Origin of the sequence: Stenotrophomonas sp. FR010 (genome assembly GCF_047520755.2) — a bacterium.
GTDB lineage: Bacteria > Pseudomonadota > Gammaproteobacteria > Xanthomonadales > Xanthomonadaceae > Stenotrophomonas > Stenotrophomonas sepilia.
Genome location: NZ_JAXBQT020000018.1, coordinates 32,433 through 45,804 on the forward strand (window position 1 = coordinate 32,433; position 13,372 = coordinate 45,804).

Consider the following 13,372-nt stretch of genomic DNA (forward strand, 5'->3'; position numbering starts at 1 on the left):
CATTAAATGGGGCCCCTTCACGAACCGTTAGTGTTCGGAGTGCTTCTATAACTCCCGACAGGCGCAATGCCTGTTGTGGATCTCTCCCATCCCCTGGAGCAGATCTCGGAACGGGGACTCCTCCCCAAGTGCCCGTTCCCCGGCCCCGTTGACCTCCCCCTGGTCAGCGGGGCTTTTTATTTGTACTGCCGGAACCGCAGATGGGGTCAGATCCCTTTGCCCACCGGGCAAAGGGATCTGACCCCAGGTGCCAGGATGGGCCACTGTCCAGCAGGGGAAGACCATGCCCGACCTGTTCGCGCTGGCCATGCCGTGGTGGGAATTCATCCTGCGCGCGGTGGTCGCCTGTTCGAGGCGGTATTTCGCCGCGAGCTGATCAGCCGCGCCGACTTCGATGCCGCGCTCCGCCAGCAGGGCGGGCTGCAGATTGAAGACGTGCAGATTGCCCTGCTGGAGACGACAGGGCACATCACCATCATCGCGCGGAAGGGCAGCTGACCAGCGCCGAGCCCACGTCCCGCGCGACGACACCCCTCAGAGCCAGTCGCGCGGCACCAGGTAGTCGGCCAGGCGCGATTCGGGGCTGCCTGGTTCGGGCGAGAAGCCGTATTCCCAGCGCACCCGCGGCGGCAGGCTCATCAGGATGCTTTCGCTGCGGCCACCGCTCTGCAGCCCGAACAGGGTGCCGCGGTCGTAGACCAGGTTGAATTCCACGTAGCGGCCGCGGCGGTACAGCTGGAACTCGCGTTCGCGTTCGCCATGTGGTGTGTCCTTGCGCTGCTGCACGATCGGCAGGTACGCATCGAGGAAGCCGTCGCCGACCGCGCGCAGATAATCGAAATCGCGCTCGAAATCGCCGTGCAGGTCGTCGAAGAACAGACCGCCGACGCCGCGCGTTTCGTTGCGATGACGCAGGAAGAAGTATTCGTCGCACCAGCGCTTGTGCGCGGCGTAGCGTTCGTCGCCGAACGGCGCACACAGATCGCGTGCGACCCGGTGCCAGTGCTGCACGTCCTCGTCGAACGGATAGAACGGGGTCAGGTCGAAGCCGCCGCCGAACCAGCTGGCTACCACTTCACCGTCGCGCTGCGCCTGGAAGAAGCGCACGTTGGCATGGGTGGTCGGCACGTACGGGTTGAGCGGGTGGAACACCAGCGACACGCCGGTGGCGCGCCAGGAGGCGCCCGCCAGTTCCGGGCGGTTGGCCGAGGCCGACGGCGGCAGGCGGCTGCCAGCGACGTCGGAGAAGCCGATGCCGGCCTGCTCGAACACTGCGCCGTCGCGCAGCACGCGGGTACGCCCGCCACCGCCCTCGGCACGCTGCCACAGGTCTTCCTGGAAGCGGGCCCGGCCATCGACGGCCTCGATCGCCGCACAGATGCGGTCCTGCAGCTCGGTGAGGTAGGCGCGAACGCGCTCGAATTCGTTCATGGCGCGTACTTTACCGCAGGGCCCGGCCAACGCTGCGGACAGGCCCTGGCAGGCTCAGCGCTTGCGATTGGAAGTGCGCGGCGCCGGAGCGTCCTCGGCCGTCGCTTCGTCCACCGCCTCCTGCAGGACGCGACCCAGCTCCAGGGCGCTCCAGTTTCCGGTGTCCAGCACATCGCAGGCGACGTGGCGCCCGCTGCGGTCGGCGGCGCACAGCCGCTCCAGCGTCGCATGGGCGTCGACGTCGCTGCTGCGGCCCTGCGCTGCGACCAGGTTCTCGCAGCCCTCGCGCACGCCGGCACGGCACACGGTGGTGTAGTGCTCTGCCGCCTGTCGCCACTGGCCGGACAGCGCAAGACGGTTGCCAAGAATGTTGCAGCCCTGCAGCTTGCCCTGCGCGCAGCAGGCTTCGGCACCGCCGCTGGCCAGCGCTTGCGGGCAGTCCTGCGGCAGCGGTAGCACCGTGTAGTGTTTCGGCGGGCTGCAGGTGCTCGCGCCCTCGCCGGTCGGCACGAACACCTGGAAGCGTGTCCACGTGTCCAGGCCCAGCAGCTGGCCCCCGGGCAACGGCCGCAGCACGAAGTCGCCGCCCTTGTCGTGGCGGATGCGGACGTCGCCGTCTTCGACACGGGCACGCAGCTGGCTGTCCCAGCCGATGCCGACCCGTCCTGCATCGCCGAAGTCCAGCGTATCCATCAGGCCACCTGCGGCGCGGAAGGTGCCGCAGGGCAGCGCCGTAGCCGGCTGCGGCCGCAACGAGGCGCCCAGCGCCTGCAACGCAGGCAGGCGCTCACAGGCGGCGCTGTCATTGCCGGGCGCGCACGCTGTGGCCAGTGCCTGCACCGCCTGCAAGGGGTCGCCGGATTCCCACGAGAGCTCGGCCACGCGGCTGCAGAAGCCGCCATGGCCGACCTGCTGGCACAACTGCAACAGCTGCTGGCGCTGCGCGGCCGGCACCACCACCGGCGTGGAGGGTGACAGCACGGAGCTCACGGCTTCGACCATCGCCGCACCCATCGCGGCCTTGACGATCTGCTCCTGCAGCGCCGGATCCGCTTCCAGCGCCGCTGCACAGGCCGGTGTCTCGTTGCTGAAGCCGCCATTCCGGCACGGCACAGGCAGTTCGATGCCGGCCAGTGCGGTATCGAGGATGGCCTGTTGCTGCGCCTCATCCGGCGTGGCCGGCGCCCTGGCCTCGTCATGCCAGCGATCGGCCAGCTGCAGGCACATGCCGGGCACGCCTTCCCGGCACGCCGCTGCCAGCGCGGTGGGGGTCGCCTCGTGGCGGTTGTCCAGGCAGGCCGCCGCATCGGCCAGGCAGAGCTGCCCGCAGCCGGCGCGGCGGCTGCGGCGCACTGTGCAGGGGCCTGCAGGGTGTAGACCGTGCCGTCCACCTCGAGGGTGCGGCCACGGTCGCGCACCTGCAGCGCGCTGGGCAGGCCATATTCCAGATTCACCAGCTGCAGCTTGCCTTCGATCTGCTGGAACGCGACCGGGGTCGGTGCGCTGCCGAAGTGCTTCTGCTCGCCACGGTTGGATGAGCTGACGCGCAGCGTGCTGCTGCCTTCGTCGGCCTTGAACAGGCCGCATTGCGGTGACTGTGCCGCGGCCACCGGCGTGGCCAGCAGCAACGCCCAGGCCAGCCAGTGGCGGTACGGTGCGAGTGAGAGCATGTCGTCTCCTTGACGATCAAAGGCAAAACGCCGGGTGCTGCCGGAGGCCCTGGTCCACGCCCGGAAGAACTCAGTGGAAGCGCGCGCGCACGTCGGGGCGCAGCAGGCGCCAGGCCAGCCAGCCCTGCAGGCCGAGAAGCACGAACGACATGCCGACCACGGTCAGCGTGATCAGCCAGCGTTTCAGCTGCAGTTCCTGCAGCAGGGCCGGGTCATCGGCCAGCAACGGAATGAAGTCGCCCATGAACAGGTCCAGCCACCAGGCGGCTGCGAAGTTGGTCAGGGCACTCAGCAGCAGCAGTACCACGAAGCTCCACAGGCCCCAGCGACGTTCACGCAGCAGGCCCCAACTGGACACGGTCGAGGCCAGGCACAACAGCGCGACGATCATTGACGCGGCCACCGGGTGCGCCAGCAGCCAGACCAGGCTGTGCATCTGCTGGAGCTGCACTTCGCTTTCCACCAAGCGCCACAGCGTGAGGTTCTGCAGCGGCCACAGCACCAGTCCCTGCAGCACGAAGTAGATCGTCAGCAGCAGTGACAGCCAGAACGAAGCCTGTGCGACCGGGCGCACCCAGGCGTGATAGGCCGGGGAAAGCGGCGAGGGGATCGACGGGATCGACATTGACATCCGATGTCCTTGCAGTCGGCGCCCGCCTGCTCAGCGGGCCGTCGCCCGGGTGGCGACGGCCGGCAGGATATGGTGTTCGCTCAAGGGTGCCAAGGGCAGGCCATGCGGCGGTTGCAGCGGCACCCAGGCCAGTTCGGCAATTTCGGCGCGCGCCTGCGGCGTGCCGTCCACCTGCACCCACCACGCCTGTGCCTGCACGCGGTGGCCGGGCTCGTTCACCGCCCAGTCCTCGAACGTGCCCAGCGCGATGGCGGCATCGGCGCGCAGCTGCACGCCCAGTTCCTCGTCCAGCTCGCGGGCCAGCGCCTGCAGGGGCGCCTCGCCGGGTTCGGGCTTGCCACCGGGCTGGATGAAGCGGCGCGCACCCTGCTTGCGCACCACCAGCGCCCGGCCGCGGTCATCCAGGATGACCGCAGCCACGATCCGGATCGTGGCTGCGGCGTTGCTCACTTCAGGTTCTGCTCGAACAGCTTGAGGATGCGCTTGTACTGGTCCAGCCAGGAATCGGCACGCACATAGCCGTGGCGTTCCAGCGGGTACGGGGCGATCGACCAGTTGTCCTTGTGCAGTTCGATCAGGCGCTGGGTGAGGTTCACCGAATCCTGGAAGAACACGTTGTCATCCATCATGCCGTGGGCGATCAGCAGGTTGTCCTGCAGGTTCTGCGCGTACTCGATCGGCGAGGACACGCGGTACGCCTCCGGGTCGATGTCCGGGGTGTTGAGGATGTTGCTGGTGTAGCCGTGGTTGTAGTTGTGCCAGTCCACCACCGGGCGCAGCGCGGCGCCGGCCTTGAAGGTGCCCGGCGCACGGAACAGCGCCATGAAGGTCATGAAGCCGCCATAGGAACCGCCGTAGATGCCGGCGTGGTCGCGGTCACCCTGCTGGGTGTCGACCAGCCAGTCCAGGCCGTCCTTGTAGTCTTCCAGTTCCGGGTGGCCCATGTTGCGGTAGATGGCCGTGCGCCAGTCGCGGCCGTAGCCCTCGCTGCCGCGGTAGTCCATGTCCAGCACGATGTAGCCCTTCTGCACCAGCAGGTTGTGGAACATCTGCTCGCGGAAATAGGCCGGGTAGCGCTGGTGCACGTTCTGAAGGTAGCCGGCGCCGTGCACGAACATCACGATCGGATACTTGCGGCCCGGTTCCTTGTTTTCCGGTTCGTAGTACTTGGCCCAGACCACGCCGGCACCATGCTTGGACGGCACTGCCACCAGCTTCGGCTGGATCCACTGGCGTGCCTTGTAGTCGGCGGTGCGGGTGTCGGTCAGCACGCGCGCCTGGCCACCGGCACTGGGCAGTACCGCCAGCTGCGGCGGCAGGTAGGCGCCGGAGTAGCGCACCAGCAGCTGCTGGCCGTCGGGCGACAGCGAGAAATCCTCCACGCCGTTGAGGCTGGTCAGCTCGCGCACCTGGCGGCTGCCGGTGTCGACCGCGCAGACTTCGTAGTCATGCGGCGCCTGCTGGTTGCACAGGAAGTAGAAGCCCTTGCCATCGGCCGACGGCACCGGCGCCGAGGTTTCCCATTTGCCGCTGGTCAGCGCCTGCGGCTTGGCGGTGCCGGCCTGGGTGTACAGGTGCGAGAAGCCCGATTCCTCGGACAACAGCCACAGCGTGCGGCCATCGGCCATCCAGCCGAAATCGTTGAAGCCCCAGTTGATCCAGGCGTTGTCGGTCAGGCGGTGGCGGTTCTGCACGCGGCCGTCGGCAGCATTGACGCTGATGATCCAGCGGTCCTTGTTGTCGTTGGCGCGCAGCATCACCGCGGCCTGCTGGCCGTCGGCGCTCCAGCGGATGCCGCCGCCCATGAAGTCGCTCATCACCTGCACGCTGCGCTCGCCCTTCAGCGCATCCTTGCCGGCCTTGCGGCGCAGTTCGGCCAGCGGGTCGGTGCTGATGCCCGGCAGGCCGGACAGCGAGACCTTCTCGGCCTTGCCGTTGCGCACGTCCACGTACCACAGGGTGTGTGGCTCGAAGCCGTTACGGCCGACGCGGGTGCGGGTGTCCTCGGTTTCCTCGTAGCCCGACTCGGTCACGTACAGCGGCATCTTGCTGGTGCGGCCGTCGTCGAAGTCCTTCGGCTTGGTCACCACGATCAGGTGGGTCAGGTCCGGCGACAGCACGCTGTCACCGATCTCGACGTCGGCGCCCAGGTAGACCGGGCCCGGTGCGCGGGTCGGATCCGCCTGGCGCCAGCGCTGGTCCTGGTCCTTCAATGCCTCGCGCTGCTCGCGGTCGCGGCGCAGGGTTTCCAGCGTGCGCAGCTGCTGGTCGCGCAGCACGTCGGCCTTCGGCGGCGTGCGCGGGTCCTTTTCGGCCTTCAGGCTGGCCACCTGCTGCACGCCGCTGGCGGCGGTCCAGTGGAACCAGTTCTGGCCGACGCGCCAGATCACGCCGTTGTCCGCGGCAAAGTTCACGTTGCCCGCGCGCTCGTTGCTGCGGGTCAGCTGGGTCAGCGCGCCGCTGCGCAGGTCGCGCACGAACACATCGCCATTGCGCACGAAGGCGCTGCGGCTGCGGCTGCGGTCGTAGACCGGATCGGCGACGTCCAGGGTGCCGCGCTGGTCATCGGCCACCTGCGCGGCCACGCCGCCGGCCACCGGCTGGCGGAAGGTGTCGCGCACCGGGCTGCCGTTGCGCTTGAGCTGGTATTCCACCTGCTGGCTGTTCCACGACCACCAGGCCTTCTCGACCGGCGGGCCGATCCAGTCCGGGTCGGCCATGGCCTGTTCGATGGTGATCGGCGTCGGCGCGGCATGCGCAGCCGGTGCGGCCAGCACGGCCGACAGCAGGAGGGACAGGGGCAGCACTCGGGACATGGGCGGACGGCACCAGAAGAGGAAACCGGGCAAGGGTAGCAGCCGTCCGGGCCGGGGGCAGGGGCCACAGGTCATGGCAGCGGAATCGGCAAAACGGCACCGCCCGGGTTGCTGCGACGGCGTGTGCGGCATGATGGTCATTCCGTTCGGATGGAACCGATATGTACCGCTACGACTACAGGATCTCTCTGGGCGTGCAGCATCCGACAGAGGCCGGCGCCGGAATTGCCGCCCGGCTGGATCTGGAACCGGCGTTTTCCCGTGATGTCGGGACCGGATATCGGGATCGCGACGGTACCTTGATCCGGGTTCATGCGGCGACCCGCGTGGTGTTCGTACTGGAGAGGGGCAAGGACGGCTGGCTGATGGATGCCTGGCCGGCGTTGGTCGATCTCCTGCGGGCACGCACCGACGTGATCAGGGAACTGCTGCATGAGGGGGCCGGGATCGGCCTGCGTGTTGGCATCTTTGGAAAGACGGCATGGGCGGGTTTCGAGCTGGATCCGCAGTTGCTGCGGCTGATGGCGGACCTGCAGCTGGATTTTCAGGTGGAGACCTATTTCCCCGACCCGACGGACACGACCGGCGCCAGCGAAACGTCGGCGGACAGCTAGTGCAACCGGTTGCCGTGGTCGCGCATCCATTCTCCTGAACCCGCATCATCCATCGAACAGGAGCCCGACCATGCAGGAACTGATCCCGATCACCCTCTTCATCTGCATCGCCTACGCGATCCATGCCATTGCAGATGCGCGCGCGCGCAGCAAGCTGGTGGCCCCGCACGTACCGGAGGAAGTGATCCGCTCGCTGGCCGTGCTGGAAGAAGAGCGCCGCCGCCAGGGTGCGTTGCGCTGGGGCATCAGCCTGGTCTGCCTGGCCCTGGCCATGGCCCTGCTGGAAGCCATCGGGGCCCGTGACCTGACCTTTGGCGCCGCCGCCGCGCTGGTCGGCAGTGCCGGCCTCGGCCAGCTGCTGGCCTGGCACTTCACCCGGCCTGCCGCGCGCAAGGGCTGAGGCAGGCATGCCACGGGCACAGGGGGCGCCCCGCGCATGAGCCTGCTCGGCGAAGCGCTGTCGGCACTGCGGGGCCGTCGCCGCGAGGATACGGCGGCGACGGCGGCCCCCGCCAAAGCGCTGGACGCGGACCAGGCTCTGGTGCGGGCCATCATCGATGGCTCGCAGTCGGCCTTCGCGCAGCTGGTGGAGACCCACCAGCGCACCTGCGCGCATGTGATCGGACGCATGGTGGGCGACCGCGACCAGGTCGCCGACCTGCTGCAGGAAGCTTTCCTTGCCGTGTTCCGCCAGCTGCATCGGTTTCGTTTTGAATGCTCGCTGCGCACCTGGGTTTCCCGGATCGCCTACACCACGGCGTTGCAGCACCTGCGCCGGCGGCGGCTGGAGGCGCAGTGGATGGTGGCGGTGGAGGTGCCGGAGGATCTGGGGATCGGCGATGAAGGCCCCGGGCCGGCCGAGTTGAGCGAGGCGCTGCAGGCCGGGCGCCAGCTCGGCGCGGCACTGGAACGGCTGAGTCCGCCGCAGCGCCTGATCGTCGGCCTGCATTACCTGGAGGATTTCGATCTGGCCGAGATCGAACAGGTGACCGGGCTGGCGCGCGGTACCATCAAGAGCCATCTGCACCGCGCGCGCCAGATCCTGAAGCAGGAACTGACGCGGCATGCCACCGCCGGAGAGCTGCTGTGAATCCACCGACCGACCCTCGCGATGCGGAAGCGCGCGCGCTGGCACAGGCGTTGCGTGAGCAGGCACAGCAGGAAGACACGCCGGATGTGAGCGAGGCGCTGCAGAAGCGCATTGCCGCTGAGTCGCGCGACGGTGGCGTGGGTTATGTGGTGGTGCAGGTGCTGTTGTTTGGCGCCCTGCTGGCTGCGGCGGCCTGGTATTTCTGGCACTGAGGCACCCGCCGGGCAAGGGGCCGCTCCAATCGCGGTGGGTAGAGGCCGACCTGGGTCGGCGTTTGGGCGTGTGTGCCAACCAAGGTTGGCAGCTACCAGAACGGTTGACCCCTGCGACAAAGTGAAGCAGCGCGTCACCCGGTCGCATCCCGTCTTAACGAAATCCTCCTAAAGTGGTCCGGTATCCCACCGGTCGCAGGCAGGAGGCGTCCCTTGGACGCGTTGTTGTTGTCCCGGATCCAGTTCGGATTCGTCATCAGTTTCCACGTGCTGTTCCCAGCCTTCACCATCGGTACGGCCAGCTGGCTGGCCTTCATCGAGTGGCGCTGGCTGCGCACGAGGCTGCCCGTGTGGCGCGAGCTGTACTTCTTCTGGCAGAAGATCTTCGCGGTGTCGTTCGGCATGGGCGTGGTCAGCGGCATCGTCATGGCCTTCCAGTTCGGTACCAACTGGCCGCGGCTGAGCGAGGTGGCCGGCACGGTCATCGGCCCGCTGCTGACCTACGAGGTGCTGACCGCGTTCTTCCTGGAAGCCAGCTTCCTCGGCGTGATGATGTTCGGCTGGGGCCGGGTCTCGCCGCGCCTGCATTTCCTGTCCACCTGCATGGTTGCGCTGGGCACGCTGTTCTCCACGTTCTGGATCCTGTCGTCCAACAGCTGGCTGCACACGCCGGCCGGCTACGAGATGGTCAACGGCATCGTGCATCCGGTGGACTGGTGGCAGGTGGTGTTCAATCCCTCGTTCCCCTACCGCCTCGCGCACATGGCGCTGGGCTCGTTCATCACCACCTGTTTCGTGATTGGTGGCGTGGGCGCGTGGTACCTGCGCAAGGGCACGCACGTGGAAGCGGGCCGGCGCATGCTGATCGCCGCCGTGGCATTCGCTGCGCTGACCGTGCCGGTGCAGATCTTCGTCGGCGACATGCACGGCCTGAACACGCTCAAGCACCAGCCGATGAAGATCGCGGCGGTGGAAGCGCATTGGCATGAGACCCGGGAAGGCGAGGGCGTACCGCTGGTGGTGTTCGCGCTGCCCAACGAGAAGGAGGAGCGCAACGATTTCGAAGTGGCCATCCCGAAGCTGGGCAGCGTGATCCTGACCCACAGCCTGGACGGCACCTTCGACCCGCTGACCTCGGTACCGGCCAGCGAGCGGCCGCCGGTGACGCCGGTGTTCTTTGCCTTCCGCATCATGGTCGGGCTGGGCACGCTGATGCTGCTGCTGGCCTGGGTGTCAGCGTTCCAGCTGTGGCGCAGGAAGCTGCTGGATTCGCCGTGGCTGCTGCGCGGCTGGAACTGGATGCTGCCCAGCGGTTTCATCGCGCTGCTGTCGGGGTGGTTCGTCACCGAGATGGGGCGCCAGCCGTGGGTGGTGTATGGCCTGCTGCGCACCGCCGATGCGGTCGGCCCGCAGAGCGCGTGGATGACCGCGCTGTCGCTGGGCGTCTACGTGGTCGGCTACGCCTTCGTGTTCGGCTGGGGCATCTGGTACCTGGTGAAGATCCTGCGCCACGGACCGCAGCCCTACGCCGAAGGGCCGTCGCTGGACCACGGCAGCCACACCCCGGCGCGCCCGCTGTCGGCAGCCGACGAACCGCTGGAGGAGCGCTGACATGGACCTGATGACCTGGCTGCCGGTGGCGTGGTTCGCGGTGATCGGCTTCGGCGTGCTGATGTACGTGGTGCTGGACGGCTTCGTGCTTGGCATCGGCATCCTCGCCCCGTTCGCCGAGGACGAGGAGCAGCTGGACCTGATGATGAACACCGCCGCGCCGATCTGGGACGGCAACGAGACCTGGCTGGTGCTGGGGGGGGCCGGCCTGCTGGCGGCCTTCCCCAAGGCCTATGCGGTGCTGTTGTCGGCGCTGTACCTGCCGGTGCTGGTGCTGGTGGTGGCGCTGGTGTTCCGTGGCGTGGCCTTTGAATTCCGCTTCAAGGCACATCGGTCACGCCGGCTGTGGAGCGTGGCGTTCGGCCTCGGTTCGCTGCTGGCGACGTTCGCCCAGGGCGTGATCCTGGGCACGCTGGTGCAGGGCATCCCGCTGGTGGACGGTGTCTATCAGGGCGGGCCGTTCGCCTGGTTCAGCCCGTTCGCGATGCTGACCGGTGCCGCGCTGGTGGCCGGCTATGCGCTGCTGGGCAGCACCTGGCTGATCCTGAAGACAGAGGGACGCGTGCAGGCGCTGGCGCGGCAGATGACCCGGCCGCTGGTGGTGGCGGTGATCGCGGCGATGGGCCTGGTCAGCAGCTGGCTGCCGTTCCTCGACTCGCGGTTGATGGATCGCTGGTTCAGCGACGGCAACTTCTGGTGGCTGTCGCCGGTGCCGCTGCTGACCCTGGCGGTAGCCGCCGCGCTGTGGCGCAGTGCCACCCACCCGCGCCGTGACCTGCCGCCGTTCCTGCTCAGCCTGGCCCTGTTCGTGCTCGGCTTCCTCGGCCTGGTACTGGGCATGTGGCCCTACCTGCTGCCACCGTCGATGACCCTGTGGCAGGCCGCCGCGCCGGCCTCCTCGCTGGGCTTTACCTTGGTTGGCCTGGTCATTCTGCTGCCGGTCATCCTCGGTTACACGGCGTGGTCGTACCGGGTGTTCCGTGGCAAGGTGCACGCCGATACCGGTTACCACTGATCGTTTGAAGCGGGGGCCGCCAGTGCCGGCTCCCGTGTTGGGGAATGTGAAACCTGCACACCCCGTGCAGGACGTGCTAGCGTGCGCTCCTTTCCGGCAGCCAGGGGGGCAGCCGGCGACGTCCTGGACGGACGCACGGCTGCAGGACTGGGGGGCCGCCGCGCGTCGCCGTAATGGCTCGTGCCTATCGTTCTCCCGTTGAAGCACCTTCGCTAAATGATCGAATTCTCCATCGTCGACTGGGCTGCCTGGGCGCCCGGCCTGAGCGAGCGTAGCCAGTGGCTGGGCTGGGCCGATGCGCCGTATCCGCCGGTTGGCGAAGACACGCCGGCGCTGGCCGAGATCCCGGCAATGCAGCGCCGCCGCATCGAGCGGCTGGGCCGGATGGCGATCCAAGCCGCCTGCTGGTGCGAGGAGGGGCAGGGGGCAGACAGCCAGGTCCCGCTGGTGTTCGCCAGCCGCCACGGCGACGTGGCCCGTTCGATGGAGCTGCTGGGGGCGCTGTCCAACGATCAGCCCTTGTCACCGACGGGGTTCGGCCTGTCGGTGCACAACGCGATCGCTGCGTTGTACTCGATCGCGCGCGGCCACCGTGGCAACTACCTGGCGCTGGCCGCCGGCCAGGCTACGGTCGAAACCGCCTGCCTGGAAGCGGCCGGTCTGCTCGCCGATGGCGCCCGCGAAGTGCGGGTGGTGGTGTATTAGTCGCGCCTTCCCGAGATTTACGCGACGTTCGCCGACGAACCCGACCCGTTCTTTGCCTGGTGTTGGCGTTTGACGGCGCCGACGCCGGGCCAGCCGACCCTCTCCCTGCAGTGGGAGGCGGCGCCGGAGGCCACTGCCACCGCCCCGGGCGCGCTGCCGCACGCGCTGGACCTGCACCGCTTCCTGCTGTCCGGTGCGCCGGCGCTGGAGCACGTGGCCCAGGGCCAGCGCTGGCGCTGGGGGCGCCGTGGCTGAGGCGCTGCGCCGTCTCGATCATGCCTGGCGGGTGCTCGGCACCGGCCTGAGCTTTGCCGCATTCGGCATGGGTGGCCTGTTGCTGGGCGTGCTGGTGATGCCGGTGCTGCTGCTGATGCGCGACCCGGTGGTCCGTCGCCGCCGGGCGCGCCGCGTGGTTCCGGTTGCCTTTGCCAGCCATCTGCGCCTGATGCGCGCGCTGGGGGTGATGACCTACCAGATCGAGGGCGGTGAACGCCTGCAGCGCGACGGTTTGCTGGTCCTGGCCAATCACCCGACCCTGATCGACGTGGTCTGCCTGATCTCGCTGCTGCCCAACGCCGATTGCGTGGTGAAACGCGCCGTGGCCCGCAACCCGTTCATGCGCGGTCCGGTGCGGGCGGCCGGCTACATCTCCAATGACGATGGCGCTGGCCTGGTCGATGACTGCGTGGCGGCGGTGCGCGCCGGCGGCACCCTGGTGATCTTCCCCGAAGGCACCCGCAGCGTGCCGGGCCAGCCGCCGCGGCTGCAGCGCGGGGCCGCCAACATCGCCGTCCGCGGCCGGCTGGACATCACCCCGGTGCGGATCACCTGCACCCCGCCCACGTTGACCAAGGGACAGAAGTGGTATCGTGTCCCCTCACGTCGCTTTCACGTTCGGCTGCAGATCGGCGAAGATATCCCGATCGCGCCCTTCCTGGCCGATGACGACTCGCCAAGGGGGGATGCCTTGGCAGCCCGCCGCGTCACCGAGCACCTTTCTCGTTATTTCGACCTGTCTGGAGATCCGCCCCGTGCAAGCACTTGAGCACGAGATCAAGGAATTGATCATTTCCTCCCTTTCGCTGGAGGACATCACGCCGGAGGACATCGATCCGACCGCGCCGCTGTTCGTCGAGGGCCTGGGCCTGGATTCGATCGACGCGCTGGAGCTGGGCCTGGCGCTGCAGAAGAAGTACGGTGTCAGCCTCTCGGCCGATTCGGAAGAAACCCGTCGCCATTTCTCCAGCGTGCGCGCGCTCGGCGAGTTCGTCGCCGCCCGCCAGTCGTAACGGCGCCAGGAATAGCCATGACCAAGAATGAACTGTTCGAACGCATCGTCAGCATCCTGACCGACAGCTTCGAGATTGAAACCGCCCGGATCACCCCCGAGGCCCGCCTGTATGACGACCTGGACATCGACAGCATCGATGCGGTCGACCTGATCGTGCAGCTCAAGCCACTGCTCGGCCGCAACCTGCAGCCGCAAGCGTTCAAGGCCGTGCGCACCGTGCAGGACATCGTTGATGTCGTGCATGGACTGCTGCCGGACCAGGCAGCCGCCTGACCGCAGCGCCGGC

General features: G+C 68.1%; 14 protein-coding genes and 2 pseudogenes. 11 read left to right on the forward strand and 5 right to left on the reverse strand.

Annotated elements, in window-relative coordinates:
- Positions 1 to 330 precede the first annotated feature (330 nt).
- Positions 331 to 498 (forward strand): annotated as a pseudogene (locus ACM0PK_RS15840) (YetF domain-containing protein); the annotation flags it as partial.
- A 36-nt stretch (positions 499 to 534) separates the two neighbouring features.
- Here the strand turns inward: ACM0PK_RS15840 and hemF are convergent.
- The 5 genes from hemF to ACM0PK_RS15865 form a co-directional block, all read right to left on the reverse strand.
- Positions 535 to 1,431: an oxygen-dependent coproporphyrinogen oxidase gene (hemF, locus tag ACM0PK_RS15845; protein WP_049415973.1), complete on the reverse strand. Its 897-nt coding sequence runs from the start codon at positions 1,429 to 1,431 to the stop codon at positions 535 to 537.
- A 54-nt stretch (positions 1,432 to 1,485) separates the two neighbouring features.
- Entirely contained in the window at positions 1,486 to 2,784 is a 1,299-nt protein-coding gene (locus tag ACM0PK_RS15850; RefSeq protein ID WP_414607067.1) for a hypothetical protein, read from the reverse strand.
- A gap of 387 nt (positions 2,785 to 3,171) precedes the next feature.
- Complete coding sequence (locus ACM0PK_RS15855; RefSeq protein WP_227837048.1) at positions 3,172 to 3,732, reverse strand: hypothetical protein; 561 nt, start codon at positions 3,730 to 3,732, stop codon at positions 3,172 to 3,174.
- A gap of 30 nt (positions 3,733 to 3,762) precedes the next feature.
- Positions 3,763 to 4,182 (reverse strand): NUDIX hydrolase, encoded by a 420-nt coding sequence (locus ACM0PK_RS15860; protein ID WP_088496995.1) that lies wholly within the window; start codon positions 4,180 to 4,182, stop codon positions 3,763 to 3,765.
- Positions 4,179 to 6,548: a S9 family peptidase gene (locus ACM0PK_RS15865; protein ID WP_414607066.1), complete on the reverse strand. Its 2,370-nt coding sequence runs from the start codon at positions 6,546 to 6,548 to the stop codon at positions 4,179 to 4,181. The genes ACM0PK_RS15860 and ACM0PK_RS15865 overlap by 4 nt, the downstream gene beginning before the upstream one ends.
- Positions 6,549 to 6,709: 161 nt before the next feature.
- Between ACM0PK_RS15865 and ACM0PK_RS15870 the strand changes: the two genes are divergently transcribed.
- The 10 genes and pseudogenes from ACM0PK_RS15870 to ACM0PK_RS15915 all read left to right on the forward strand — a co-directional run bounded on the left by ACM0PK_RS15870 (position 6,710) and on the right by ACM0PK_RS15915 (position 13,359).
- Positions 6,710 to 7,162 carry a hypothetical protein gene (locus ACM0PK_RS15870; RefSeq protein WP_414607065.1) on the forward strand — a complete coding sequence of 151 codons (453 nt, stop codon included), beginning with the start codon at positions 6,710 to 6,712 and terminating at the stop codon, positions 7,160 to 7,162.
- 70 nt (positions 7,163 to 7,232) lie between these two features.
- The gene (locus ACM0PK_RS15875; RefSeq protein WP_005414880.1) at positions 7,233 to 7,562 is read left to right on the forward strand and encodes a hypothetical protein; all 330 of its coding nucleotides are present in this window, start codon (positions 7,233 to 7,235) and stop codon (positions 7,560 to 7,562) included.
- Between the two features lie 36 nt (positions 7,563 to 7,598).
- Positions 7,599 to 8,252 (forward strand): RNA polymerase sigma factor, encoded by a 654-nt coding sequence (locus tag ACM0PK_RS15880; protein WP_414607064.1) that lies wholly within the window; start codon positions 7,599 to 7,601, stop codon positions 8,250 to 8,252.
- A complete protein-coding gene (locus ACM0PK_RS15885) occupies positions 8,249 to 8,464 on the forward strand; it encodes a hypothetical protein (protein ID WP_053498343.1) in 216 nt (71 codons plus the stop codon). Before ACM0PK_RS15880 ends, ACM0PK_RS15885 begins: the two co-directional genes overlap by 4 nt.
- 213 nt (positions 8,465 to 8,677) lie before the next feature.
- The gene (locus ACM0PK_RS15890; protein WP_414607063.1) at positions 8,678 to 10,075 is read left to right on the forward strand and encodes a cytochrome ubiquinol oxidase subunit I; all 1,398 of its coding nucleotides are present in this window, start codon (positions 8,678 to 8,680) and stop codon (positions 10,073 to 10,075) included.
- A gap of 1 nt (position 10,076) precedes the next feature.
- On the forward strand, positions 10,077 to 11,090 hold the full coding sequence (cydB, locus tag ACM0PK_RS15895) for a cytochrome d ubiquinol oxidase subunit II (protein ID WP_414607062.1): 1,014 nt from the start codon (positions 10,077 to 10,079) through the stop codon (positions 11,088 to 11,090).
- Between the two features lie 216 nt (positions 11,091 to 11,306).
- Positions 11,307 to 12,050 (forward strand): annotated as a pseudogene (locus ACM0PK_RS15900) (beta-ketoacyl synthase chain length factor).
- Positions 12,043 to 12,840 (forward strand): lysophospholipid acyltransferase family protein, encoded by a 798-nt coding sequence (locus tag ACM0PK_RS15905; RefSeq protein WP_414607061.1) that lies wholly within the window; start codon positions 12,043 to 12,045, stop codon positions 12,838 to 12,840. Before ACM0PK_RS15900 ends, ACM0PK_RS15905 begins: the two are co-directional and overlap by 8 nt.
- Complete coding sequence (locus tag ACM0PK_RS15910) at positions 12,827 to 13,084, forward strand: phosphopantetheine-binding protein (protein WP_005411610.1); 258 nt, start codon at positions 12,827 to 12,829, stop codon at positions 13,082 to 13,084. Before ACM0PK_RS15905 ends, ACM0PK_RS15910 begins: the two co-directional genes overlap by 14 nt.
- 17 nt (positions 13,085 to 13,101) lie before the next feature.
- The gene (locus tag ACM0PK_RS15915; protein WP_414607060.1) at positions 13,102 to 13,359 is read left to right on the forward strand and encodes an acyl carrier protein; all 258 of its coding nucleotides are present in this window, start codon (positions 13,102 to 13,104) and stop codon (positions 13,357 to 13,359) included.
- Positions 13,360 to 13,372 lie beyond the last annotated feature (13 nt).

Excerpts from the sequence above, each read along its gene's own strand:
- cydB (WP_414607062.1), top strand. The coding sequence starts at position 10,077 with ATGGACCTGATGACCTGGCTGCCGGTGGCGTGGTTCGCGGTGATCGGC.
- ACM0PK_RS15880 (WP_414607064.1), top strand. The coding sequence starts at position 7,599 with ATGAGCCTGCTCGGCGAAGCGCTGTCGGCACTGCGGGGCCGTCGCCGC.
- ACM0PK_RS15870 (WP_414607065.1), top strand. The coding sequence starts at position 6,710 with ATGTACCGCTACGACTACAGGATCTCTCTGGGCGTGCAGCATCCGACA.
- ACM0PK_RS15865 (WP_414607066.1), bottom strand. The coding sequence starts at position 6,548 with ATGTCCCGAGTGCTGCCCCTGTCCCTCCTGCTGTCGGCCGTGCTGGCC.
- hemF (WP_049415973.1), bottom strand. The coding sequence starts at position 1,431 with ATGAACGAATTCGAGCGCGTTCGCGCCTACCTCACCGAGCTGCAGGAC.
- ACM0PK_RS15915 (WP_414607060.1), top strand. The coding sequence starts at position 13,102 with ATGACCAAGAATGAACTGTTCGAACGCATCGTCAGCATCCTGACCGAC.
- ACM0PK_RS15855 (WP_227837048.1), bottom strand. The coding sequence starts at position 3,732 with ATGTCAATGTCGATCCCGTCGATCCCCTCGCCGCTTTCCCCGGCCTAT.
- ACM0PK_RS15875 (WP_005414880.1), top strand. The coding sequence starts at position 7,233 with ATGCAGGAACTGATCCCGATCACCCTCTTCATCTGCATCGCCTACGCG.